Origin of the sequence: Paraburkholderia sp. J12 (genome assembly GCF_905220215.1) — a bacterium.
GTDB lineage: Bacteria > Pseudomonadota > Gammaproteobacteria > Burkholderiales > Burkholderiaceae > Paraburkholderia.
This window is the reverse complement of the sequence record NZ_CAJMZC010000002.1, coordinates 274,685-297,399: the sequence shown is the minus strand read 5'-3', so window position 1 is coordinate 297,399 and position 22,715 is coordinate 274,685. Positions and strand designations below refer to the sequence as shown.

The window sequence follows — 22,715 nt, the reverse complement described above, 5'->3', positions numbered from 1 at the left end:
ACGACAGGTCCGCATAAAAGCGGCGTTAGCGAAAAAACGCCGCAACGCGGCGCGTATAATGGCCGTTCTTTTTGTGGACGCCGCAGCCCGCGGTTCGCGGCGCGAGGCGCCGTTTGACCGGCCGGTGCGCCCATGGCGCCGCGCGCGAACCTGTCGCTGCGCCGCCGGTCCAACGCTCGCCGCTTGCGCCGCCGCCCGCGCCGGAATTCGCCGAATTTCGCCGGGTCAGCGCGGTCACGCGTCCTCACCGGCTCTCTCAGACCGTGCGCCGCATGGCGCGCAACGTTCACTCTGCCCGACTCGAACCTATGCGTTTTCTCTCCTCCGGCCTTCCGTCTTCCTCCGCTTTCGTTTCCCCTGCACTCGTTCGCAAAGTCACGCTCGGCGCGCTTCTCCCGGCCACGCTGCTCGCATCGGCCAGCGCTTTCGCGCAGGTGCCGCCGCCCGCGGTGAGCGCGCGTTCGTGGGTGCTCGTCGATGCGACGGCGAACCAGGTGCTCGCGTCGGGCAATGCCGACGAGCGCGTCGAGCCGGCTTCGCTCACAAAGCTGATGACGGCCTACCTCGTGTTCGAGGCGCTGCAGACCAGGAAGATTTCGATGGACCAGATCGTCACGCCGAGCGACGCCGTGCGCCGCGTGAAGAACGACGAATCGCGCATGTTCATCGAGGCGAACAAGCCCGTGTCCGTGCACGACCTCGTGTACGGCATGATCATCCAGTCGGGTAACGACGCGGCCATCGCGCTCGCGGAACTTGTGGGCGGCAGCGAGGCGAACTTCGTCAACATGATGAATGCCGAAGCGCAGAAGCTCGGCATGACGCACACGCACTTCGCCGACGTGAACGGCATGCCCGACCCGAATCACTACACGACGGCGGGCGACCTCGCCACGCTCTCGACGCACCTGATCCGCGACTATCCCGAGTACTACAGCATCTTCTCGGTCAAGGAATTCAAGTACAACAACATCAAGCAGCCGAACCGCAACCGCCTGCTGTGGATCGACCCGACCGTCGACGGCCTGAAGACCGGCCACACCGAGGCTGCCGGCTACTGCCTGATCGCTTCGGCCAGGCGCCCGATCGCGGGCGGCGGCGAGCGCCGTCTCGTCTCGGTGGTGATGGGCGAGCAGAAGGAGCACGACCGGGTGCAGGACAGCATGAAGATGCTGAACTACGGCTATAGCGCCTACGACACCACGCGCATCTACCAGGCGGGCCAGGTGGTGGCGACGCCGCGCGTCTACAAGGGCGCCGACGATACGGTGAAGGTCGGCGTGAAGAAGGACCAGTACGTGACGCTGCCCAAGGGCGCGGCCGACAAGGCCAGGCCGCAGGTCGAACTCACGAGCCCGCTCATCGCGCCGCTCGCAGACGGCCAGCAGGTCGGCTCGGCGAAGTTCGTGGGCGCGGACGGCAAGGTACTCGCGCAGTTCCCGATCGTCGCGCTGCAGACGGTGCCGCAGGCCGGCGTCGTGGGCCGCGTGTGGGATTCGCTGATGCTCATGTTCAACAAGAAGAAATGAGCGTCGCGGCCCCTTCGTCTCCCGAGGCTGCCGGGGCGGCGCCGGAGCCGCTCGTCTGGCTCAACGGCGAGCTCACGCCGCTTTCCGAAGCGCGCGTGCCGGTGCTGGATCGCGGTTTCATCTTCGGCGACGGCATCTACGAAGTGGTGCCGGTCTATGCGCTCGCCGCCGAGGGCGCGAGCGAGACGGTGCGCGTGCCGTTTCGCATCGCGCAGCATCTGGCGCGCCTCGCGCGTTCGCTCGACAAGGTCGCGATTGCGAATCCGTTCGACGAGGCGGGCTGGCGCGAGCTGATCGCCCAGGTGATCGAAGCGAACGAAGCCGCGGGGGCAATCGCGCGCGACGAGCACGCGAACCTTTACGTGCAGGTGACGCGCGGCGTCGCGAAGCGCGGCCATGCGTTTCCCGCGGGCATCCGGCCCACGGTGCTCGTGATGGCGAACCCGATGCGCCTGCCGGGCGACGCGCAGCGCGCGAGCGGCGTGGCTTGCGTCACCGCCGAGGACCGCCGGTGGCTGAACTGCGACATCAAATCGACGTCGCTGCTCGGCAACGTGCTGATGGCGCAATACGCCGTGGAACATGGGGTGTTCGAGACGATCCAGCTGCGTGACGGGCTTCTGACCGAAGCGTCGTCGTCGAACGTGTGGGTGGTGAAGGATGGCGCGCTCTACGCGCCGCCAAAGAGCAACCTGCTGCTCGAAGGCATTCGCTACGGCTTCGTCGAGGAGCTCGCGCGCGAATGCGGCATCCGCTTCGAAGCCCGCCAGATCGACGAAGCCGAACTGCGTTCGGCCGACGAGATTCTCGTCACTTCGGCGACCAAGGAAGTGCTGCCGGTGACGTCGCTCGACGGCGCGGCCGTGGGCAGCGGCAAGCCCGGGCCCGTGTATGCGGCGCTCTACGCGGCGTATCAGCGCGTGAAGGCGCGCTCGGCTGCCGAAATCGCGCAGGCGCAGGCACTGCACAATCAGACTATCGCGGCTATGTCGCTGCAAGGCACGCCGCAAGGAGTAGAAAAATGAGCGAAACGCTGAACACCGCGAAGGAATCGCTGATCGAGTTCCCGTGCGACTTCCCGATCAAGGTGATGGGCAAGACGCACCCGGAATTCACGCAGACCATCGCTGCCGTGATCCGCACGTTCGACGGCGCCTTCGACGAGCACGCGATCGAAACGCGTCCGTCGAGCGGCGGCAACTACACGGGCCTCACCGTGACCGTGCGCGCCACGAGCCAGGCGCATCTCGACGACATCTATCGCGCACTCACCGGGCATCCGATGGTGAAGATCGTGCTGTAAGCGCGCGTCGCGCGCTGTGCGCTTTAGTGCTTTAGCCGGGTAAGGGGCCGCTTCGTGCGGCCCTTGTCTTTTTTGCGGCGCGCGGATTGCCCGCTCAGGGGCCTTCTCCGGCCCGCTCGCGCAATGCGGCGGCCGCTGCCGTCATCAGCGGGCCGGCCTCGCACGCATCCTCGTAGAGCTTCCTGAAGCGCGCGACCTCGTCGAACACCCACGCGCGAAACGCCTGCACGCGCTCGGTCTCCAGCCGCTGCGGCGTGCAGATGAAGTAGTAGCGCCAGGGGCTCGGACCGTCGATGTCCTTGAAGAGCCGCACGAGGCGTCCGAGCGTGATCTCGGGCACCGCGAGCGAGCGGCGCACGAGCGCGATGCCCTGGCCGTCCATGGTCGCCTGCAGCAGGTTCGACGAATCCTGATAGAGCACGCCGCGCTTGGGCTCGGGAAAGTCCGTGAGGCCGGCCGCATCGAACCACGGGCGCCAGAGTTCGTCGTCCGAGCGCAGCAGCGGGAAGCCGGCGAGCTCGCGCGGCTCGGTGGGCAACCGGCCGCCGTTGAAGTTCGGCGAGCAGGCGGGAAAGAAGATCTCGTCGAGCAGCAGTTCGGCGTGCAGGCCCGGATAGTGGCCGTAGCCGAAGCGGATCGCGATGTCGACGTCGTCGCGCGTGAGGTCGACGAGCTGGTTCGTCGATTGCAGTTCGACGTCCCATTGCGGATGCGCCTCGATGAAGCGGCCGATGCGCGGCGTGATCCAGCGCGCCGCGAACGACGAGAGGATCGTTACCACGAGCCGCCGGTCGCGGTCGCCGGCGCGGATTTCCTGGGTGGCGTGGATCAGCTGCGTGAGGGCGTCGCGCACCTGGAGCGCGTAGCGGCGCCCCGTGTCGGTGAGGCGCACGCGCTTGCCGTCGCGTGCGAAGAGGGCGACGCCCAGCTCGCCTTCGAGCGCCCGGATCTGGTGGCTGACGGCGCCGTGGGTGACGAAGAGTTCGTCGGCGGCGCGCGAAAAGCTTTCGTGGCGGGCGGCGGCTTCGAACGCCTTGAGCGCATTCAGTGCAGGGAGTTGGCGAAGGTCCATCGTAATTTTTCTCACATAGCCGTGAAAATTGATCGTTTTCCCTAAGTCCTTGCTGCGCCTACGATTGTAGCCATGGAAACAGCTTTGGCGGAGGCGGAAATGAGAGAAATTTCTTCGGATATCACGTTTGAGGTGCTCGCAGATCAAGTCGCTTCGGTGCGCGTGACGCGCAGCACGCGGGTGACGGTGCGCTGCGGCGCAGTGTGGCTCACGCGTAGCGACGACACGGCCGATTACTGGCTCGAACCCGGCCACACGCTCAGGCTGCGGCGCGGCGAGCGTCTGTGGATCGGCGCGGAAGGCGGCGGGGCCGCGTGGGTGGCGTTCGAATCGCCGGTCCGGCTGGGCGAGCGCATGTTCGACGCACTCGCGCGCTACGCGACGCGCTTCGGCATTCACAAGGGCGACGGGTGGTATTCCGTTTGAGGCCGCAGTCCGGCGGTTCGGGTTGGCTTCGAGGGGCGGGCGATCAGACGATACGCCCGCCCTTTTCCCATCCGGCGGGCTCGCGCCGATTTCGGTAAACTTCCGAAAATCATGTGCGCCACCCCGGTATCACCCCCGCAAATTTCACCCGACCCCGCATTGGCGGAGCCGGCTTCCCCGTCGAATCTCGCGCCGGCTGCGCCGATCGTGCTGTGCTGGCGCGGCCTCGAGCCTTACGAGGCGAGCTTCGACGCGATGCGCGCATTCACCGCCGCCCGCACCGCCGACACGCTGGACGAGATCTGGCTGGTCGAGCATCCGCCCGTCTTCACGCTGGGGCAGGCGGGCAAGCCGGAACACCTGCTCGTGGCCGACAGCGGCATTCCGCTCGTGCAGATCGACCGCGGCGGCCAGATCACCTATCACGGTCCCGGCCAGGTGGTGGCCTATCTGCTGCTCGACCTCCGGCGCCGCAAGCTGATGGTGCGCGAACTGGTCGAGCTCATCGAGGAGGCCGTGATCGAAACGCTGGCGGCGTATAATCTCGCGGGTGCGCGCAAAGCCGGCGCGCCCGGAATTTACGTGCCAGAAGGTACAGCCGCGGGTGCAGTAGCGGGTACAGCAGCGAGCGCCGCCCACGTGGGCGCCAAAGTCGCCGCGCTTGGCCTCAAGATCCGCAACGGCTGCAGCTATCACGGCGTGAGCCTGAACGTGTCGATGGATCTGAACCCGTTCCTCGCGATCAATCCGTGTGGCTACGCGGGCCTCGAAACCGTCGATATGGCTACGCTCGGCGTCAGCGCGAGCTGGCAGGACGTGGCCGCCACGCTCGCCGCGCGGCTCGAGGCGAACCTCGCGGCGCACGCTGCTCGCCATGCGGCGCAGCAGGCAAAGGACACAGGCGCGAGTCTCGCGCCCACGCTTTCGGTGGCCGAAGCGGCCGCCGCAGACCCGGCAGCCGAAGCGGCTCCACCGGACCCGGCCGCAGCGCGGCCAGAAGGCGGGCAACCGCCGCAACCGCAGGCCGACGCCGTACTGACGGCCGGCGGCCTGACTGGATCGACAGAATGAGTGACGCAATCACGAACGCAGGCGCCCCCGAGGCCGTCCCCTACGACGCCACCGCGAAGCAGAAAGCACAGGCCAAGACCTCGCGCATTCCGATCAAGGTCATTCCGATCGAGAAGCTCAAGAAGCCGGAATGGATCCGCGTGAAGGCGGCCACCGGCAATTCGCGCTTCTACGAAATCAAGAACATCCTGCGCGAGCACAACCTGCATACGGTGTGCGAAGAAGCGAGCTGCCCGAACATCGGCGAATGCTTCGGCAAGGGCACCGCCACGTTCATGATCATGGGCGACAAGTGCACGCGCCGCTGCCCGTTCTGCGACGTGGGCCACGGCCGCCCCGATCCGCTCGACCCGAACGAGCCCGCGAACCTCGCGCGCACCATCGGCGCACTCAAGCTCAAATACGTCGTGATCACGAGCGTGGACCGCGACGATCTGCGTGACGGCGGCGCCGGCCATTTCGTGGAGTGCATCCGCCAGGTGCGCGAGCAGTCGCCGGACACGCGCATCGAGATCCTCACGCCCGACTTCCGCGGCCGTCTGGACCGCGCGCTGGAGATTCTCAACGCCGCGCCGCCCGACGTGATGAACCACAACCTCGAAACGGTGCCGCGCCTCTACAAGGAAGCGCGCCCGGGTTCGGACTACGCGCACTCGCTCAAGCTGCTCAAGGACTTCAAGGCGCTGCATCCCGAGGTCGCGACGAAATCGGGCCTGATGGTGGGCCTCGGCGAAACCGAGGAAGAGATTCTCCAGGTGATGCGCGACCTGCGCGCGCACGACGTGGACATGCTGACCATCGGCCAGTATCTCCAGCCTTCGGAGCACCACCTGCCGGTGCGCGCCTACGTGCATCCCGACACCTTCAAGATGTACGAGGAAGAGGCCTACAAGATGGGCTTCACGCATGCCGCCGTCGGCGCCATGGTGCGCTCGAGCTACCACGCCGATCTGCAGGCGCACGGCGCAGGCGTGGTCTGATCGAAAGGGGCGGCGTAAGCCGCCCGGAGCGGCATTGAAAGCCCGCTTGAAGCTTCGGGTCGGACACCGGCCGCCAATGCGGTTCATCCCGCGAAAAGCCCGCTAAATGCGGGCTTTTTTGCGCCTATGCACGAGGCGTTTGCGGTGCACGATACGGGCATCCGCCTGCCGCGCCCGCTTTTCCACTGCAGCGCAAAAAGCAATGCCCGAGCGGCCTCATTAGCTATCGCGGATAAATTAGAACCGGTTGCCGCCAGACTCCCTATAGTCGGGTTCTTCTTCTTTCCATCGAACATCCTTCGGAGTCTGTACAGATGAAACGCGCCTTTGCCTCGTCGCCGATCAAGCGTTCTTTCGCGCGACCCCTCGCGACCTCGCTGGCGCTTGCCGCCGCGCTGGCGTGCGCGTTCGGCGCGAACGCCGCGCAGGCCGCCGACAGCGATCAGCACGAAGTCGTGATCGCCTATCAGGACATGGTGGTGCCGTGGCGCTACGCGCAGGCGACGGGAGAAGTGGAGAAGGAAACCGGCTACAAGGTCACCTACCGCAAGCTCGCGGGCGGCGCCGACGTGATCCGCGCGCTCGCCTCGGGCTCGGTGCAACTGGGCGAAGCGGGATCGAGCCCGATTGCTGCGGGCCTCTCCCAGGGGCTCGACATCTCGCTCTTCTGGATTCTCGACAACATCAACGACGCCGAAGCCCTCGTGGCGCGCGACGGTTCGGGCGTGACGAGCGTGGCGGGCCTGAAGGGCAAGACGATCGGCGTGCCCTACGTTTCGACCTCGCACTTCCATACGCTGGTGGCGCTCCAGAACGCGGGCGTCAATCCCGCCGACGTGAAGATCGTGAATCTGCGTCCGCCTGAAGTCGCGGCGGCCTGGCAGCGCGGCGACATCGACGCCACCTACATCTGGGATCCGGTGCTCGCGCAGGTGAAGAAGAACGGCCACGTGCTGATTACCTCGGGGCAGGTGGCGAAGGCCACGGGTAAGGCGACCTTCGACGGCTTCGTGGTCGATCGCCGCTTCGCGAAGGACAACGCCGACTTCGTCGAGAAGTTCGTGAAGGTGCTGGCTGCCGCCGACGCCGACTACAGCGCGCATCGCAGCGCGTGGAACGCCGCTTCGCCGCAGGTGCAGGCGGTGGCGAAGGAGTCGGGCGCGAATGCCGGGGACGTGCCCGCGAGCCTCGCGCTCTACGCGTTCCCGACGCCCGCCGAGCAGGCCTCGAAGACGTGGCTGGGCGGCGGCGCCCAGTCGGGTGCGGCGCAGTCGCTGCTCGCCACCGCGACCTTCCTCAAGGCGCAGGGGACGATCCAGAACGTGCTGCCCGACTATTCGGTGGGCGTCGATCCGCAGTACGTTCAGCGTGCTTCTCCGCATTGAAGCGGCGCACTGAACCGGCGAATCTAACCGGCTAACCGGCGCATCGAATCCCCGCACTGAGCCGCATCGCTTGACCCTTGCAGGAAGGCCGCACCATGAGCACGCTTGAAATCCGCAACCTGAGCGTCGTCTATGAAGGCGCGACGCGCGGCGCGCCCGCCAACGTCGCGCTCGCCAACGTCGATCTCGACGTGGCGAGCGGCGAGTTCGTCGTGGCGCTGGGCGCGTCGGGCTGCGGCAAGACCACGCTGCTCAACTGCATCGCGGGCTTCATCCAGCCCGCCCAGGGCGAAGTGCGCGTGAATGGGGCGCGCGTGACGGAACCGGGCGCCGACCGCGGCGTGGTGTTCCAGAAGCATGCGCTGATGCCGTGGCTCGACGTGCTCGAAAACGTCGCGCTCGGGTTGCGCTTTCAGGGCGTGCCGAAGGCCGAACGCGAGCGCGTGGCGCGCGAGCAGCTCGCGCTGGTGGGGCTCGAGCAGCACGCGCGCTCGCGCGTGTATGCGCTCTCGGGCGGCATGCAGCAGCGCGTGGGCCTCGCACGCGCGCTCGCGAGCGATCCGCAGATGCTGCTGATGGACGAGCCGATGGGCGCGCTCGACGCCATGACGCGCGAATCGATTCAGGAGCTCGTGCTCGACGTCTGGGGCCGCACGAAGAAGACGGTGTTCTTCATCACGCACGATGTGGAGGAGGCGCTTTTTCTCGCCACCCGCGTGGTGGTGATGACGCCGGGCCCGGGTCGCATCGAGCACGAATACGCGCTGCCGTTCGCGCGGCGCTATCTGCAGACGCGCGATGCGCGGGCGGTGAAGTCTTCGCCGGAATTCATCGCGTGGCGCGAGCGGCTGATTCATCTGCTGCATGCGCGCGCGAGCGAGCCGGCGGTGTCGCATGCATTGGAGGAGGTCGCGGCAAGCGCCGAAGCGCCCACTGCGATCGGGAGGGGGATGCCATGAGCGTTCCGCAGGAATCGTTGCACGAGGTCGCGCTGAAGGCGCATGTTTCCCCCGCGGAGGGCGCGCGCGGCGTGTCCCAGGTGCCCGAGGCGCCCGACGTGTCGTCGAGCGCCAAGGTCTGGCGCATGCCCGGCGAAGGGCCCACGGCGGCGCTTTCCGCGACGTCGGTCGCGGGTCTCGCCTTGCTCTGGTGGCTCGCCACCCATCTGCACTGGCTGCCGCCGCTTTTTCTGCCGACACCCGAAGCCGTCTGGCAAGCTTTCGTCGATGCGTGCCACGGGCGCATTCAGGGCGGCCTGCCGCTCTCCGAGCATCTCGCCTGGAGCGCGCTGCGCGTGTTCGGCGCGTTTGCGCTCGCGGCCGTGACCGCGATTCCGGTCGGCATCCTGATGGGCGTTTCGCGCGTCGCGCGCGGGCTGCTCGATCCGCCGCTGGAGTTCTACCGGCCGCTGCCGCCGCTCGCGTACCTGCCGCTCGTCGTGATCTGGTTCGGCATCGACGAGACCGCGAAGATCGTCGTGATCTGGCTGGCCTGCTTCGCCCCCATCGCCATGGCGGCGCGCGCAGGGGCGCGCAGCGCCACGGTCGAGCAGATTCGCGCCGCGAGTTCGCTCGGCGGCAGCTTCTGGCAGATCGTGCGCTTCGTCGTGCTGCCGGCCGCGCTGCCCGAGATTCTCACCGGCCTGCGCATCGCCATCGGCTTCGGCTGGACCACGCTCGTCGCCGCCGAAATGGTCGCGGCCACGGCGGGTCTCGGCCAGATGGTGCTCAACGCGTCGAGCTTCCTGCGCACCGACGTCGTCGTGATGGGCATCGTGCTGATCGGCCTCATCGCCTGGGGCTTCGATCTCGGCATGCGCGCGCTGGAGCGGCGGCTCGTGCCGTGGAAGGGGCGCGGCTAAGGCGCTGCTCTTCGCTTTGTCCTTCCTGCCAGGGGCGCTTTCCGGCGCTCTCTTTTCCAGGGCCACGGCTAACCCGTGGCCCTGGTTATTCCGGAAACCCGGACGCCCGCCGTCGCGCTTTCTGGAAATCCAGACTTCCTCACCGTTCGAAAACCCGAAAATCCTTGTAAATCAAGGCTTCCGGCACACGATGCCGCTGGCATCAACCTTGCAAAAAGGGGTTCACGGCCACCCAGGTCCGACAACTACAGCAAGGAGACAGCCGATGTCCATTACCCCCTCCCGGTTTCGCTGATTCCCCCGTTCTGTCGCGGCCCGCGCCGCGCGGCGGTTGCCCGGATCGTGCATCCGCGCCGCCTGCCTGCGCCCGGCCATCGTCTTACTTTCAGATTCAGGAAAGATCGTGAAGAAACCCCTCCACAAAGTCCTCTACGTCCAGGTGATCGTCGCGATCGTCGTGGGCGTCATCCTCGGCCACTACTCGCCGGCGCTCGCCATCGACATGAAGCCGCTCGGCGACGGCTTCATCAAGCTCATCAAGATGGTGATCGGCCCCATCATCTTCTGTACCGTCGTGACCGGCATCGCCGGCATGGAGGACATGAAGAAGGTGGGCCGCGTGGGCGGCAAGGCGCTGCTCTACTTCGAGATCGTCTCGACCTTCGCGCTGGTGTTCGGCCTGATCGCCACCCATGTGCTCAAACCGGGCGCGGGCTTTAACGTCGACGTGAAGACGCTCGACGCGAAAGCGGTCGCTTCGTTCGCGGAGAAGGCGCACGGCCAGAGCACGGTGGACTTCTTCATGCACATCATTCCGGACACGCTGTTCTCGGCCTTCGCGCAAGGCGAGATCCTGCAGATCCTGCTGATCGCGATGCTGTTCGGCGCCGTGCTCGCACAGATCGGCGAGCGTGGGCGGGTGGTGACGGAGTTCATCGAAGGCGTTTCGGGCGTGCTGTTCGGCATCGTCAAGATCATCACGAAGCTCGCGCCCATCGGCGCGTTCGGCGCGATGGCGTTCACCATCGGCAAGTACGGCGTGGGCTCGCTCATCCCCATGCTCAAGCTGATCGGCACGTTCTATCTGACCTCGGTGCTGTTCGTGCTGATCGTGCTCGGTGCGATTGCGCGCTACGTGGGCTTCTCAATCGTGCGCTTCGTGTCGTACATCAAGGAAGAGCTGCTGATCGTGCTCGGCACGAGTTCGTCGGAGTCGGCGTTGCCGCAGTTGATGCAGAAGCTCGAGCGTCTCGGCTGCTCGCGTTCGGTGGTCGGCCTCGTGGTCCCGACGGGCTACTCGTTCAACCTCGACGGCACCAACATCTACATGACGATGGCAGTGCTCTTCATCGCCCAGGCCACCAACACCGACCTCACGCTCGCCCAGCAGCTCACGCTGCTCGCGGTGACGATGCTCACCTCGAAGGGTGCGAGCGGCGTGACAGGCGCGGGTTTCATCACCCTCGCGGCGACGCTTGCCGTGGTGCCCACGATTCCGCTCTCGGGCATGGTGCTGATTCTTGGCATCGACCGCTTCATGAGCGAGTGCCGGGCGCTCACCAACATCGTCGGCAACGGCGTGGCCACGGTGGTCGTTTCCGCCTGGGAGAAGGAACTCGACCGCGAGAAGCTGCGCGCCGTGCTGGCGGGCGAGGTCGAAGTAAAGGAAGGCGCGGGCGCTTGAGCGAGTGCCCGGCTGCGCGCGGGATGCCTCCTGTGCCCCGCGCGCCGTCCCCGCTTGTTGCGGCTTCCCTCCGCCGCCCGGCAGTGCGTCGTTCCCCTGCGGCGCGCTGCTTTTTTTCTCCGGCGTTTTGCCCGCTACGGGTGGCGCCATGCGCTGCCGCCGCGGCCGAAGCCGCGGCGCGCCGGGCGTGTGCCACAATCACTCCATCCCGTTCGATTTACCGGAAGCCGCTCTCGTGACGCGCCGCCTGCTCATCCTCCTCGTGCTCGCCGCCGGGCTTGCTGCGGTTTGCGCACTCACGTGGACGCTCGCCTGGAAGAGCGGCATCGACTCGCTGCGCCGCGACGCGGCCGTGCGCGGCGACCGCACCACGGCCGCGCTCAAGAGCACGCTGGAGCGCTACGAATCGCTGCCCTATATCGTGGGCGAACATCCGCTCGTGCAGGACGTGCTCGCGAACCCGAAGCGCGAGTGGGTGCTGGCGGCCAACCGCTACCTCGAAGACGTCAACCGCCACGCGCGCGCGACCACGACCTACATCATCGGCGCAGACGGCGAATGCATCGCAGCCAGCAACTGGCGCGACCCGGACAGCTTTGTCGGCGTGCAGTACCGTTTCCGGCCTTATTTCATCGATGCGGCGAGGGGCGGCGTCGGCCGCTTCTTCGCCATCGGTACCATTTCGCACGATCCCGGCTACTACCTCTCGCAGCCGGTGCGTCGCGACGGCAAGATCGTCGGCGTGGTGGTGGTCAAGCTCAATCTCGAATGGTTTCCGGGCACCGATTCCACCGAGCCGCTTCTCGTCACCGACGATCACGGCGTGATCTTCCTTTCCTCGGTGCCGGCCTGGAAGTACCGCACCGTGCGCCCGCTGCCCGCCGATATCCTCGCCTCGATCGACCAGACCCAGCAGTACGCGCGCCAGACCATCGCGCCGTTGCCCACGCACGTCGAGCGCGTGCTGGAGGGCGACGCCGACATCGTGCGCATCGGCAGCGGCATTCGCGCGCCGCGCTATCTGGAAACGCGCCGCGCGCTGGGCGAGCCGGACTGGCAGCTCGTGACGATGTCGCCGGTGGGCCCCGTGGTCGGCGCGGCGCGCAGCGTGACGGTCATGACGGGGTTCGGCTATGTCTCGCTGTGCCTGCTCGGCTTCTACTGGCGGCAGCGCCGCGCGCGCGTGAACGAGGTGATGAAGAGCCGCGCGATGCTGCAGAAGGCCTATGCGATGCTCAACGAACGCGTGGCCGAGCGCACCGCCGATCTCTCGCAGGCCAACGAACAGTTGCAGCGCGAAGTGCACGAGCGCGCGCGTGCCGAAGCCGAATTGCGCGCCGCGCAGGACGAACTGATCCAGGCCAGCAAGCTGGCCGCGCTCGGCCAGATGGCGGCGGGCATCACGCACGAACTCAACCAGCCGCTCGCGGCGCTGCGCAGCTTCTCGGACAACACGCGCGTGTTTCTGGAGCGCGGCCAGTACGAGGTCGCGCACGAGAACCTGGAGGCGATCGGCTCGCTCACCGAGCGCATGGGCAAAATCGTCAACCAGCTCAAGCTCTTCGTGGGACGGGCGCGACCGCGCAGCCTGCGTTCGCCGGTGGCGGGCGCCTTGCGCAATGCGCTCGCGCTGCTCGGCAAGCGGCTTGCGGGCGTGAGCGTGACGCTCACGCTCACCGACCGCATTGACGATCCCGATACCGCCGACACGGTCAGCATCGCCTTCGATCCGCAGCGCGCCTATGCCGATCTGGTGGCGCAATGCGACGACCTGCGGCTCGAACAGGTGCTCATCAACCTGATCGGCAACGCGCTCGATGCCGTCGCCGACGTGCCGGCGCCGGGCATTGCGATCGACATCGAGGTGCAGGCCGCGACGCTTGCGATCAGCGTGCGCGACAACGGCCCCGGCATTCCCGATGACGTGATGCCGCGCCTCTTCGAGCCGTTCTTCACCACGAAGGAGATGGGGCAGGGAATGGGGCTCGGGCTGGCGATCTCGTCGTCGATCGCGCGCGACTGCGGCGGCTCGCTCGCCGCGCAAAACGAACCCGGCGGCGGCGCCCGCTTCGTGCTGACACTGCGCCGCGCGCAGGTGAGCGCGGCGCGCGTGCCGGCCGCCGATGTCTGAACCGATGAATCAGGATAGCGAACCAACATGGTGACTCAACACGCCGGCCGGGTGTTCTATATCGAGGACGACGAACTGGTGCGGCGCGCGGGCGTGCAGAGCCTGCAACTGGCCGGCTTCGACGCCGCCGGCTTCGCCACGGCCGAAGCCGCGCTGCCCTTGATCGGCGCCGAATTCGCGGGCGTCGTGGTGAGCGACATCCGCCTGCCGGGCGCAAGCGGCCTCGAACTGCTCGCGCAATGCCACGAACGCGCGCCCGACGTGCCCGTGATTCTCGTCACCGGCCACGGCGACATTTCGATGGCCGTGCAGGCGATGCGCGACGGCGCCTACGACTTCATCGAAAAGCCCTTCGCCGCGGAACGCCTGACCGAAACCGTGCGCCGCGCGCTGGAGCGCCGCATGCTGGTGCTCGAAAACCTCGCGCTGCGCCGCGAGCTGGCGGGCCAGAATCCGCTCGCGCCGCGCATCATCGGCCGGAGCCCGGCCATCGAGCAGGTGCGCCGCCTGATTGCGAACGTCGCGCCCACGGACGCCGCCGTGCTCATCAACGGCGACACGGGCGCGGGCAAGGAGCTGATCGCGCGCAGCCTGCATGAACTTTCGCCGCGCCGCGACCGGCCGTTCGTCGCCGTGAACTGCGGGGCGCTGCCGGAGCCGATGTTCGAATCGGAGATGTTCGGCTTCGAGGCGGGCGCTTTCACGGGGGCCACCAAACGCCGGATCGGCAAGCTCGAACACGCCGCGGGCGGCACGCTCTTTCTCGACGAAATCGAGAGCATGCCGCTCTCGCTCCAGGTGAAGCTTTTGCGCGTGCTGCAGGACGGCGTGCTCGAGCGGCTGGGATCGAACCAGCCGGTGCGCGTGGATTTGCGCGTGGTGGCGGCGGCCAAGGGCGACATGAGCGAGCACGTGGCGGCCGGCACGTTCCGGCGCGATCTGCTGTACCGGCTCAACGTGGTGACGATCGCGCTGCCGCCGCTCGCCGAGCGCCGCGAAGATATCGTGCCGCTCTTCGAGCATTTCCTGCTCGACGCGGCCGTGCGCTACCAGCGTCCCGCGCCGCTCCTCACCGAGCGCGACCGCATGCGTCTTGCGCAGCGCGACTGGCCGGGCAACGTGCGCGAATTGCGCAATGCGGCCGACCGCTACGTGCTCGGGATTCCCGACGATGCCGCCGCGCCCGCGGACGGCAGCGGAGCGGCGCCGCAGCCGCTCAAGGAACGCGTGGAGCAATACGAGCGCGCGCTGATCGCGGACGCGCTCGCGCAGACGGGCGGCGCCGTCGCGCAGGCCGCCGAGCAGTTGCAGATGGCGAAGGCGACGCTCTACGAAAAGATCCGCCGCTATGGGCTTGTCGTGCGCGCGGATCAGGATGCGCGCGGCTGAAAAGCAAAACGGCAGCGGGTCATTCCGCTGCCGTTTCGTGGGGGCGCCGCGCTGCGATCAGGTCGCGAGCGCTTTTTGCAGCAACTGATCGAGTTCGGCGAACTGCGGCTCGCCCACATAACGCTTGAGGATCTTGCCGTTGCGATCGACGACGAAAGTGGTGGGCGTGAGCTGCACGTTGCCGAACTGCTTCGCGGCCGATCCGTCGTCCATGGCCACCTTGAACGGCAGCTGACGCGTTTGCGCGTAGTTCGCGACGTACATGGGCGCGTCGTAGTTCATCGCCACCGCTACGAATTCGAGCCCGTCGCCCTTGAAGCGGTTATACGTCTGGACCATTTGCGGCATCTCCTGCATGCAGGTGGTGCAGCTCGTCGCCCAGAAGTTGATGAGATAGACCTTGCCCTTCAGGTCGGCGGTCGAGATCTTCTGGCCCGAGAGCAGCGTGAAGGTCGCGTCCGGGACGCGCTGCTGGCTGCCGAAGAAGGCGAAGTAGCCGGCCACGGCCAGCGCGACGACCACGATCGCCGCGGCGATGCGGGGGATCGGGCCCTTGCGGGGCGCTTTCGGGGGAGTTTGGGATGCAGCGGTCATGGGCAGAACCTCGGACGCCAGGCGGCGAATCGGAAGTATTCTAGCGCCGAATGTCCCGGCATAGCGTTTGGCGGGCGCTATGTCCGGAACTGGCGGCGGATAATGTCGCGTTCCTTTCACCGAGGCTGCCGCGCTTCATGCTCCCGACCGCTTTTCGAAAGCTTCGCGTTTCGCCCGTCCGCATGTTCCGTCCCCGTTCTGCTCGCGGGCTGCTGCCGCGCGCCGTTGCGTCGGCTGGGTTCGTGGCCTTGCTGGCGGCGGCGTTGTCCGCCTGTTCGCCGGACTACAACTGGCGCACGGTCACGAACAACACGAGCGGCTACAGCGTCGATCTGCCGGCGAAACCGGGTTCCGACCAGCGCGACGTCGACGTGGACGGCACGCCCATGCGCATGCGCATGCAGACGGTTGAAGTGGACGGCGCCGTGTTCGTGGTCGGCACGCTCGACTTGCCGGACGCCCAGCCCGCGACGCAGCGGGCCGCGATCGCTTTTCTGCGCGATGGCCTTGCTCGCAATGTCGGCGTGCCGCCCGAGACGCATGAGGTCGCCGTGCCGCTCGTGGGAGGCGGCTCGGTCGATGGTATCGAGATGCAGCTCACGGGCAAGGCAGGATCGTCCGCAGAGAGGGCGGAGCCGCGCACGATCCACGCGCGTCTCGTCGCGAAGGGCGCACACGCTTACCAGGTGGCGATCGTCGGACGCTCGGAGCCGCCGGTCGAGCAGGTCGACCAGTTCTTCCAGTCGTTTCGGCTCTATTGAGGATCCGTGTTGAATGCCTTGTTTGGCGGGAGGCTGCGGGCAGGACTGAAGGTTCCACTCCAGGTTTTTGCGCTAATGCCCGGATTTGATTGAGGGTTTACGGGTTACCCACAGATGCTGTGGGTAACTTTGTGGAAAAAGCAGGAGAACTGGCCGGGCAGGGCCGCGCTGTGGGCTTTTTGTTAGTTTGCACGGGTTCCTGGCAGTTTATAAAATTCAATTGAATCAATGGCTTGAAAAAATTCGTTCGCGTGGATGCCGGTTGTTCACAGTTCGCGCGCCAATACGGAGCAGTGTGCATAAGTCAAGTCTTGACGTCTCAATTTTGACGCGGTGGTGACTTGCGAGCGAGACCCTAGCGGTCCGCGAATACCCGCCGGTACTGAATGGCTTCCGCGATATGGGCGGCGGCGGGCATCGCCGAGCCGGCCAGATCGGCGATGGTGCGCGCGACCTTGAGCACGCGGTAGTAGGCGCGTGCCGACCAGCCGAAACGCTCGCCTGCTTCGCGCAGCAGCGTTTCGCCCGCCGTGTCGGGGCAGCAGACGGCGTCGGTATCGCGACCGCTCAGTTCACGATTGGTTTTGCCCTGGCGCGCCAGTTGCCGTTCGCGCGCCGCGCGCACGCGTGCGGCGACGGCGGTGCTGCGTTCGCCGGGGGCCTGGGCGCGGGATGCGAGTTCGGCGGTCGGCAACGCGGGAATCTCGATCTGGATGTCGATGCGGTCGAGCAGGGGGCCGGAGAGCTTGCGCAGATAGCGCGCAGCGCTCTCGGGCGTGCATCGGCAGCGGCCCGATGGATCGCCGCGCCAGCCGCACGGACAGGGGTTCATGGCCGCCACCAGCTGGCACGCTGCCGGGAAGTCGGTTTGCCACGCGGCGCGCGAGATCGTGATGGCCCCCGCTTCGAGCGGTTCGCGCAAAGTCTCCAGCACGTGGCGGTCGAATTCCGGGAGCTCGTCGAGGAACAGCACGCCCAGATGCGCGAGGGTGATTTCGCCGGGCTGGGGCGGATTGCGTCCGCCGATCAGCGCTGCCGCGCTCGACGAATGATGGGGTGCGCGAAATGGCCGCTGCCGCCAGTGCTGCGGCGAGAACCCGATCGGGCTGGCGGAGAGGAGTGCGGCCGAGGCGAGCGCTTCGTCGTCGGTCATGGGCGGCAGGAGACCCGGCAGGCGCGCGGCGAGCATCGACTTGCCCGCGCCGGGCGGCCCGACCATCAGCAGGTGATGACCACCCGCGGCGGCGACTTCGAGTGCGCGCCGTGCGCCGCGCTGGCCAATGACATCGGCCATATCCGGTATAGATGCCGTGCCGCCGGCGGCGCCGGCGTCCAGCCCGCAGGCGCGCACCGGCGCGAGCCGGGCGCCTTCCTCGCCGGCGAGATGCGCGCACAGCGAGCGCAGGTCGGCGGCGCCGAACACATCGACGCCCGGCACGAGCGCCGCTTCGGCTGCGTTTTCCGCCGGCAGGTAGAGCTCGGGCGTGTGAGACCCCGGAGTAGCCGCATCGTGTTGTCCGCGGGCGGTGCCGCATGCCATCGCGAAGGCGCCGCGCATCGGCCGCACGGCGCCGGTGAGCGAGAGCTCGCCCGCGAATTCGCGCTGGCCGAGCGAGGCCACGGGAATCTGCCCGCTGGCGGCGAGGATGCCGAGCGCGATGGGCAGGTCGAATCGTCCGGACTCCTTGGGCAAGTCGGCGGGCGCGAGATTGACGGTGATGCGGCGCACGGGGAAATCGAAGCCGCAGTTCGAGAGCGCGGCGCGTACGCGCTCGCGGCTTTCGCGGACTTCGAGATCGGGCAGGCCGACGATGGAAAACGAAGGCAGCCCGTTGGCGAGATGAACTTCGACGGTGACTTCCGGCGCGCGGCCAGCAGCCGGCGCGCGGCTGCGCACCACGGCAAGCGACATGGGATTCTCCGAAGGACGGCGCCGTCGAACGTGAGCGTTCGTGATGCGCCAGGCTGGTGAGGCTCGTGCCCCTTTACGGTTCCATTGCGGTCGAGCTACGACTCGCTTGCAGTGGCTGCGCAGTCAATGATCAGGACGACTGGCCAGTCACGGGCAGCTTCTGCTCCAGTTCGGCCACGCGGCGCTCCAGTTCTTCGAGACGCTGGCGCGTGCGCACGAGCACCTGCGTCTGCGCGTCGAATTCCTCGCGCGTCACGAGTTCCAGCTTCGAAAAGCCTTGCGAGAGCATTGCGCGCACGTTGCGCTCGACGTCGCGCGCGGGCGAATTCTTGAGGAGTTCGCTCACGCGATTTTGCAGATCATTGAATACGTCGTTCGGTTGTTTCATTCGATTCCCCTTCTCTGCACAAAAAATGTGCATGTTTCGTTTCGTCTGTGCCTCGCACCCTGTCATGAACGAACTTGGTGCGTCGGCGTGGAGCCGCTGGCGCTCATGAGCGCATCTGGTGCGTGCTGTCATGAAGCGCACACCTGTGTTGCCCGGCGCACGGCGAAAAGCCGCGCGCCGCTTCACGGCCGCCCGTTGCGCGGTCTTCCGGCGATGCCTTCGGGCCACAGAGCCTGAAGACACTCTAGCAACCTTCCCTACGCCACGCCACCGCCCGCGCGCCGCGTTGGCCATCCGGCCAGGCCCCGCAGGCCGGGGCTGCCGGCTTGCGGACCGGCATTGTCTCCGCCGTGCGCGATTCCTGCATCGAAGCCGGCCGGCGTCGGCGTCATGCAGATTGGCACGGGTGTTGCTAATACTGCCCCGCGCACCGAACAGCGGTTGGCTCGCGGTGCGCCGGCTGCGCGTGACCCGTCCATCCGGCGCCCGTTGCATATGCGAATAAAGGGATGAAGCAACCACAGCGAGGACTACATGAAACTTATTACAGCAATCATCAAGCCGTTCAAGCTCGATGAGGCGCGCGAGGCGTTGTCGGCCATTGGCGTCTCGGGGATTACCGTGACCGAGGTGAAGGGGTTTGGTCGCCAGAAGGGCCACACGGAGCTGTACCGCGGCGCGGAGTATGTCGTCGATTTCCTCCCCAAGGTGAAGATCGAGGCCGCCGTGTCCGACGACATCGTGGAGCAGGCCATCGAGGCCATCGAACGCGCAGCCCGCACGGGCAAGATCGGCGACGGAAAGATTTTCGTCACGCCGATCGAACAAGTGATCCGCATCCGCACCGGCGAGACCGGCGCAGACGCCTTGTGATCGCCCTGTGACCATACCTTCAGTGCATGGGACCAGAGCAAGTCGCTAAAGCGACACCTCTGGCCGACAAAGAGAGACAAGAGGAAACCGAGATGCGCAAACTTTTGATGTCCTTGCTGATGGCCGGCTCGCTGCTGGCCGGCGGCGTCGGCGCCGCGCTGGCCGACGACGCGTCCGCGCCCGCCGCTGCGTCGGCGCCCACCGCCGCGGCGTCCGCTCCGGACGCTTCCGCGGCTGCCCCGGCAACGGCCGCCGCCGCCGACTCGTCGGCAGCCAGCGCCGCCGCGCCTGCGGCCAGCGCCCCCGCCGATGCATCGGCCGCCGCCGCACCGGCCGCGCCGACCGCACCGTTCTCCGTCGATGCCTCGAAGATCAACTCCGGCGACACCGCCTGGATGCTGACCTCCACCGCGCTCGTGCTGTTCATGACGATCCCGGGCCTCGCGCTCTTCTACGGCGGCATGGTCCGCAAGAAGAACGTGCTCGCGACGCTCATGCAGAGCTTCGCGATCACCTGCGTCGTCACGGTGATCTGGACGGTGGTGGGCTACTCGCTCGCGTTCACGCCGGGCGGCTCGTTCATCGGCGGCTTCTCGCGCGTCTTCCTCGCCGGCATGAACTACATCCACGGCGACAAGGGCGTGACGCTCACCGTGAGCCACCTCGCGCCGACCATTCCGGAGACCGTGTACTTCGTCTATCAGATGACGTTCGCGATCATCACGCCGGCGCTCATCACGGGTGCGTTCGCCGACCGCATGAAGTTCTCGTCGATGCTCGTGTTCATGTCGCTGTGGTCGATCATCGTCTACTCGCCGATCGCGCACATGGTCTGGGAACCGACCGGCTGGCTCGCCGCCGCAGGCATCCTCGACTTCGCAGGCGGCACGGTCGTGCACATCAACGCCGGTATCGCCGGTCTCATGTGCTGTCTCGTGCTCGGCAAGCGGGTCGGTTATGGCCGCGAAGTGATGGCTCCGCACAACCTCACGCTCACGCTGATCGGTGCTGCGATGCTGTGGGTGGGCTGGTTCGGCTTCAACGCGGGTTCGGCAGTCGCAGCTGACGGCCGTGCCGGCTTCGCGATGCTCACGACGCAAATCGCCACCGCCTGTGCCGCACTCGGCTGGATGTTCGCCGAATGGATCTTCAAGGGCAAGCCGTCGGTGCTCGGTATCGCTTCGGGCGCTGTCGCCGGCCTCGTGGCGATCACGCCGGCTTCCGGTTTCGTCGGTGTGTCGGGTTCGATCGTGATCGGCGTCGCGGCAGGCGTGATCTGCTTCTGGTCGGCCACGTGGCTCAAGGGCAAGCTCGGCTACGACGACTCGCTCGACTGCTTCGGCGTGCACGGCATCGGCGGCATCGTCGGCGCGATCCTGACCGGCGTGTTCGCGGTCAAGGACATCAGCGGCCAGGACGCCAGCATCATCCTGCAATGCAAGGGCGTCCTCACGACCCTCATCTACAGCGGCGTGGTGAGCTTCGTCCTTCTGAAGGTCATCGACATGGTGATGGGCCTGCGCGTCACGGAAGAGGAAGAGCGCGAAGGTCTCGACGTGATCCTGCACGGCGAGCGTGTCGAATAAGCAGCATGAATCCGGACGCTTCCGGCTGCAGCCGGAAGCGTCTCTACGGGGTAAGCAGTTTTACAGCAGCGCAGCGAGTTGGGCCCGCCTTCATGGCGGGCCTTTTTCTTTTGGGCGCCGGAAAGCGGCGCGAAGGCGGCCGGCGGCTTTGGGGCGGCGAGCTCCGGGCGCCCCCATTGCGCATGCGGGCTCGCGCGGTCCAGAATGGGACGAGAGGCGCAAAGGCGGCGAACGGGGTGGCGACACCCCGATTAACCCTGCGCCGCGTAAGGGAAAAGGCATCTTGTACCGCGCGGAATCGTCCCCAGATAGACTCCCGCTTTCCCTACAATCATTGCTTTAGTCCGCGAGTACGACTTTATGGTCCCGCATCTGGTTACGGCGTTGAACGGACCGCTCCTCGAACTGGAGCAGCGCATTCTCGACGCGACGCCGGCCATCGAACGCTGGTTCCGCCTGGAATGGCAGGAGCACACGCCGCCGTTCTACTGTTCGGTGGACCTGCGCAATGCCGGTTTCAAGCTCGCGCCGGTCGACACCAACCTCTTTCCCGGCGCCTTCAACTGTCTGCCGCAGGAGGTGCTGCCGCTCGCCGTGCAGGCCGCCATGGCCGCCATCGAGAAAATCTGTCCCGACGCCAAGAATCTGCTCGTGATTCCCGAGCAGCACACGCGCAACGCGTTCTATCTCGAAAATGTCGCGCGCCTCGCGACGATCATGCGCCAGGCGGGTCTGAACGTGCGCTTCGGCACGCTCGACGAGAACATCGCCGGGCCGGTCACGATCCCGCTCGCCGACGGCCAGAAGATCGTGCTCGAGCCGCTCGAGCGCTCGGCGCGCCGCGTGGGCCTGAAGAACTTCGACCCCTGCTCGATTCTTCTGAACAACGACCTGTCGGGCGGCATTCCGCCCGTGCTCGAAAACCTGCACGAGCAGTACGTGCTGCCGCCGCTGCATGCGGGTTGGGCGGTGCGCCGCAAGTCCACGCACTTCGCCTGTTATGACGACGTGGCGAAGAAGTTCGCGAAGATGGTCGGCGTGGATCCGTGGATGATCAACCCGTACTTCGCGCACGTGGAAGGCGTGGACTTCGAGGCGCGCACGGGCGAGGAAGCGCTCGCCACGGCCATCGACGCCGTGCTCAAGAAGATTGCGAAGAAGTACCGCGAGTACGGCATCACCGAAAAGCCCTACGTCGTCATCAAGTCCGACGCGGGCACCGACGGCCGCGGCGTGATGATGGTGCACGACGCTTCCGAGGTCGCCGCACTCACGCGGCGCGAACGTGCGAAGATGTCGGCGACGAAGGACGGCCTCGAAGTGCGCGACGTGATCGTGCAGGAGGGCGTCTATACGTTCGAGCGCATCGGCGAAGAGGTGGCCGAGCCCGTGGTGTACATGATCGACCGCTACGTGGTGGGCGGCTTCTACCGTGCGCACGGCAGCCGCGAGCGCGACCAGAACCTGAGCGCGCCCGGCATGCACTTCGTGCCGCTCGGCTTCGAGCACACGGCGCTCCCCGACACGCGCGCGAAGCCCGGCGCGGCGCCGCCCAACCGCTTCTACATGTACGGCGTGGTGGCGCGGCTCGGGCTGCTCGCGGCATCGGTCGAGCTGGAAAAGACCGATCCCGAGGCAATCCAGGTTTAATCGGGCTTAGTCAGGCTTAATCAGGCGGATCAGGCAGGCGGGGCAGGCAGCGCGCCTGCCTTTTTCACGCATTCTTCAGATAACGGATAACCCGCGCCCGCGAACCGGGCGCCGCAGGGA

The 22,715-nt window shown here is 66.8% G+C and carries 19 protein-coding genes and 1 pseudogene; 16 read left to right on the top strand and 4 right to left on the bottom strand.

Annotation, left to right across the window (positions count from 1 at the left end; genetic code table 11):
- Positions 1-308 precede the first annotated feature (308 nt).
- From U5760_RS06300 to U5760_RS06290, 3 genes are read left to right on the top strand one after another with little or no spacing between them, the layout of a single operon-like run.
- Positions 309-1,529 carry a D-alanyl-D-alanine carboxypeptidase family protein gene (locus U5760_RS06300; protein WP_322010436.1) on the top strand — a complete coding sequence of 407 codons (1,221 nt, stop codon included), beginning with the start codon at positions 309-311 and terminating at the stop codon, positions 1,527-1,529.
- Positions 1,526-2,554 carry a D-amino acid aminotransferase gene (locus tag U5760_RS06295; RefSeq protein WP_322010435.1) on the top strand — a complete coding sequence of 343 codons (1,029 nt, stop codon included), beginning with the start codon at positions 1,526-1,528 and terminating at the stop codon, positions 2,552-2,554. Before U5760_RS06300 ends, U5760_RS06295 begins: the two co-directional genes overlap by 4 nt.
- Positions 2,551-2,832 carry a DUF493 family protein gene (locus U5760_RS06290; RefSeq protein WP_415914050.1) on the top strand — a complete coding sequence of 94 codons (282 nt, stop codon included), beginning with the start codon at positions 2,551-2,553 and terminating at the stop codon, positions 2,830-2,832. The genes U5760_RS06295 and U5760_RS06290 overlap by 4 nt, the downstream gene beginning before the upstream one ends.
- Before the next feature lie 94 nt (positions 2,833-2,926).
- On the opposite strand, the gene U5760_RS06285 is transcribed toward U5760_RS06290, so the two are convergent.
- A complete protein-coding gene (locus tag U5760_RS06285; RefSeq protein ID WP_322010434.1) occupies positions 2,927-3,904 on the bottom strand; it encodes a transcriptional regulator GcvA in 978 nt (325 codons plus the stop codon).
- Between the two features lie 99 nt (positions 3,905-4,003).
- Between U5760_RS06285 and U5760_RS06280 the strand changes: the two genes are divergently transcribed.
- From U5760_RS06280 to U5760_RS06240, 9 genes and pseudogenes are all read left to right on the top strand, one after another.
- The gene (locus U5760_RS06280) at positions 4,004-4,330 is read left to right on the top strand and encodes a DUF2917 domain-containing protein (RefSeq protein ID WP_322010432.1); all 327 of its coding nucleotides are present in this window, start codon (positions 4,004-4,006) and stop codon (positions 4,328-4,330) included.
- A gap of 111 nt (positions 4,331-4,441) precedes the next feature.
- Positions 4,442-5,227, top strand: a pseudogene (gene lipB / locus U5760_RS06275) (lipoyl(octanoyl) transferase LipB); the annotation flags it as partial.
- Between the two features lie 170 nt (positions 5,228-5,397).
- Positions 5,398-6,381: a lipoyl synthase gene (gene lipA, locus U5760_RS06270; RefSeq protein ID WP_322010430.1), complete on the top strand. Its 984-nt coding sequence runs from the start codon at positions 5,398-5,400 to the stop codon at positions 6,379-6,381.
- A 314-nt stretch (positions 6,382-6,695) separates the two neighbouring features.
- Positions 6,696-7,766, top strand: coding sequence for a taurine ABC transporter substrate-binding protein (gene tauA / locus U5760_RS06265; RefSeq protein ID WP_322010429.1), 1,071 nt, complete (start codon positions 6,696-6,698; stop codon positions 7,764-7,766).
- Between the two features lie 95 nt (positions 7,767-7,861).
- Positions 7,862-8,725 (top strand): taurine ABC transporter ATP-binding protein, encoded by an 864-nt coding sequence (locus U5760_RS06260; RefSeq protein WP_322010427.1) that lies wholly within the window; start codon positions 7,862-7,864, stop codon positions 8,723-8,725.
- On the top strand, positions 8,722-9,627 hold the full coding sequence (locus tag U5760_RS06255) for an ABC transporter permease subunit (RefSeq protein ID WP_322010425.1): 906 nt from the start codon (positions 8,722-8,724) through the stop codon (positions 9,625-9,627). The genes U5760_RS06260 and U5760_RS06255 overlap by 4 nt, the downstream gene beginning before the upstream one ends.
- A gap of 403 nt (positions 9,628-10,030) precedes the next feature.
- On the top strand, positions 10,031-11,311 hold the full coding sequence (locus U5760_RS06250) for a dicarboxylate/amino acid:cation symporter (protein ID WP_322010424.1): 1,281 nt from the start codon (positions 10,031-10,033) through the stop codon (positions 11,309-11,311).
- A gap of 148 nt (positions 11,312-11,459) precedes the next feature.
- A complete protein-coding gene (locus tag U5760_RS06245; protein WP_322010422.1) occupies positions 11,460-13,442 on the top strand; it encodes a sensor histidine kinase in 1,983 nt (660 codons plus the stop codon).
- A gap of 27 nt (positions 13,443-13,469) precedes the next feature.
- Entirely contained in the window at positions 13,470-14,831 is a 1,362-nt protein-coding gene (locus tag U5760_RS06240; RefSeq protein ID WP_322010420.1) for a sigma-54 dependent transcriptional regulator, read from the top strand.
- 57 nt (positions 14,832-14,888) lie between these two features.
- On the opposite strand, the gene U5760_RS06235 is transcribed toward U5760_RS06240, so the two are convergent.
- Entirely contained in the window at positions 14,889-15,425 is a 537-nt protein-coding gene (locus U5760_RS06235) for a TlpA disulfide reductase family protein (RefSeq protein ID WP_322010419.1), read from the bottom strand.
- Positions 15,426-15,607: 182 nt separating this feature from the next.
- Between U5760_RS06235 and U5760_RS06230 the strand changes: the two genes are divergently transcribed.
- Positions 15,608-16,186 carry a hypothetical protein gene (locus U5760_RS06230; RefSeq protein ID WP_322010418.1) on the top strand — a complete coding sequence of 193 codons (579 nt, stop codon included), beginning with the start codon at positions 15,608-15,610 and terminating at the stop codon, positions 16,184-16,186.
- Positions 16,187-16,541: 355 nt separating this feature from the next.
- Here the strand turns inward: U5760_RS06230 and U5760_RS06225 are convergent, their stop codons facing one another.
- Together U5760_RS06225 and U5760_RS06220 are read right to left on the bottom strand one after the other, a co-directional pair.
- Positions 16,542-18,098 (bottom strand): YifB family Mg chelatase-like AAA ATPase, encoded by a 1,557-nt coding sequence (locus U5760_RS06225; RefSeq protein WP_322010417.1) that lies wholly within the window; start codon positions 18,096-18,098, stop codon positions 16,542-16,544.
- A gap of 130 nt (positions 18,099-18,228) precedes the next feature.
- Complete coding sequence (locus U5760_RS06220) at positions 18,229-18,486, bottom strand: accessory factor UbiK family protein (RefSeq protein ID WP_028227733.1); 258 nt, start codon at positions 18,484-18,486, stop codon at positions 18,229-18,231.
- A 534-nt stretch (positions 18,487-19,020) separates the two neighbouring features.
- On the opposite strand from U5760_RS06220, the gene U5760_RS06215 reads away from it, so the two are divergent.
- From U5760_RS06215 to gshA, 3 genes are all read left to right on the top strand, one after another.
- Positions 19,021-19,359 (top strand): P-II family nitrogen regulator, encoded by a 339-nt coding sequence (locus U5760_RS06215; RefSeq protein WP_027795982.1) that lies wholly within the window; start codon positions 19,021-19,023, stop codon positions 19,357-19,359.
- A 92-nt stretch (positions 19,360-19,451) separates the two neighbouring features.
- On the top strand, positions 19,452-20,945 hold the full coding sequence (locus U5760_RS06210) for an ammonium transporter (protein ID WP_322010414.1): 1,494 nt from the start codon (positions 19,452-19,454) through the stop codon (positions 20,943-20,945).
- Positions 20,946-21,305: 360 nt separating this feature from the next.
- Positions 21,306-22,595, top strand: a complete 1,290-nt coding sequence (gene gshA, locus U5760_RS06205; RefSeq protein WP_322010412.1) for a glutamate--cysteine ligase — start codon at positions 21,306-21,308, stop codon at positions 22,593-22,595.
- The last annotated feature ends 120 nt before the right edge of the window (positions 22,596-22,715 follow it).

What these genes read in the sequence shown, in the direction of transcription:
- U5760_RS06215 (WP_027795982.1), top strand. Translation starts at nt 19,021, where the DNA reads ATGAAACTTATTACAGCAATCATCAAGCCGTTCAAGCTCGATGAGGCG.
- U5760_RS06235 (WP_322010419.1), bottom strand. Translation starts at nt 15,425, where the DNA reads ATGACCGCTGCATCCCAAACTCCCCCGAAAGCGCCCCGCAAGGGCCCG.
- U5760_RS06260 (WP_322010427.1), top strand. Translation starts at nt 7,862, where the DNA reads ATGAGCACGCTTGAAATCCGCAACCTGAGCGTCGTCTATGAAGGCGCG.
- U5760_RS06230 (WP_322010418.1), top strand. Translation starts at nt 15,608, where the DNA reads ATGTTCCGTCCCCGTTCTGCTCGCGGGCTGCTGCCGCGCGCCGTTGCG.
- tauA (WP_322010429.1), top strand. Translation starts at nt 6,696, where the DNA reads ATGAAACGCGCCTTTGCCTCGTCGCCGATCAAGCGTTCTTTCGCGCGA.
- U5760_RS06245 (WP_322010422.1), top strand. Translation starts at nt 11,460, where the DNA reads ATGCGCTGCCGCCGCGGCCGAAGCCGCGGCGCGCCGGGCGTGTGCCAC.
- U5760_RS06225 (WP_322010417.1), bottom strand. Translation starts at nt 18,098, where the DNA reads ATGTCGCTTGCCGTGGTGCGCAGCCGCGCGCCGGCTGCTGGCCGCGCG.
- U5760_RS06285 (WP_322010434.1), bottom strand. Translation starts at nt 3,904, where the DNA reads ATGGACCTTCGCCAACTCCCTGCACTGAATGCGCTCAAGGCGTTCGAA.
- lipA (WP_322010430.1), top strand. Translation starts at nt 5,398, where the DNA reads ATGAGTGACGCAATCACGAACGCAGGCGCCCCCGAGGCCGTCCCCTAC.
- U5760_RS06240 (WP_322010420.1), top strand. Translation starts at nt 13,470, where the DNA reads ATGGTGACTCAACACGCCGGCCGGGTGTTCTATATCGAGGACGACGAA.
- U5760_RS06220 (WP_028227733.1), bottom strand. Translation starts at nt 18,486, where the DNA reads ATGAAACAACCGAACGACGTATTCAATGATCTGCAAAATCGCGTGAGC.
- U5760_RS06210 (WP_322010414.1), top strand. Translation starts at nt 19,452, where the DNA reads ATGCGCAAACTTTTGATGTCCTTGCTGATGGCCGGCTCGCTGCTGGCC.
- gshA (WP_322010412.1), top strand. Translation starts at nt 21,306, where the DNA reads ATGGTCCCGCATCTGGTTACGGCGTTGAACGGACCGCTCCTCGAACTG.
- U5760_RS06290 (WP_415914050.1), top strand. Translation starts at nt 2,551, where the DNA reads ATGAGCGAAACGCTGAACACCGCGAAGGAATCGCTGATCGAGTTCCCG.
- U5760_RS06295 (WP_322010435.1), top strand. Translation starts at nt 1,526, where the DNA reads ATGAGCGTCGCGGCCCCTTCGTCTCCCGAGGCTGCCGGGGCGGCGCCG.
- U5760_RS06280 (WP_322010432.1), top strand. Translation starts at nt 4,004, where the DNA reads ATGAGAGAAATTTCTTCGGATATCACGTTTGAGGTGCTCGCAGATCAA.
- U5760_RS06255 (WP_322010425.1), top strand. Translation starts at nt 8,722, where the DNA reads ATGAGCGTTCCGCAGGAATCGTTGCACGAGGTCGCGCTGAAGGCGCAT.
- U5760_RS06300 (WP_322010436.1), top strand. Translation starts at nt 309, where the DNA reads ATGCGTTTTCTCTCCTCCGGCCTTCCGTCTTCCTCCGCTTTCGTTTCC.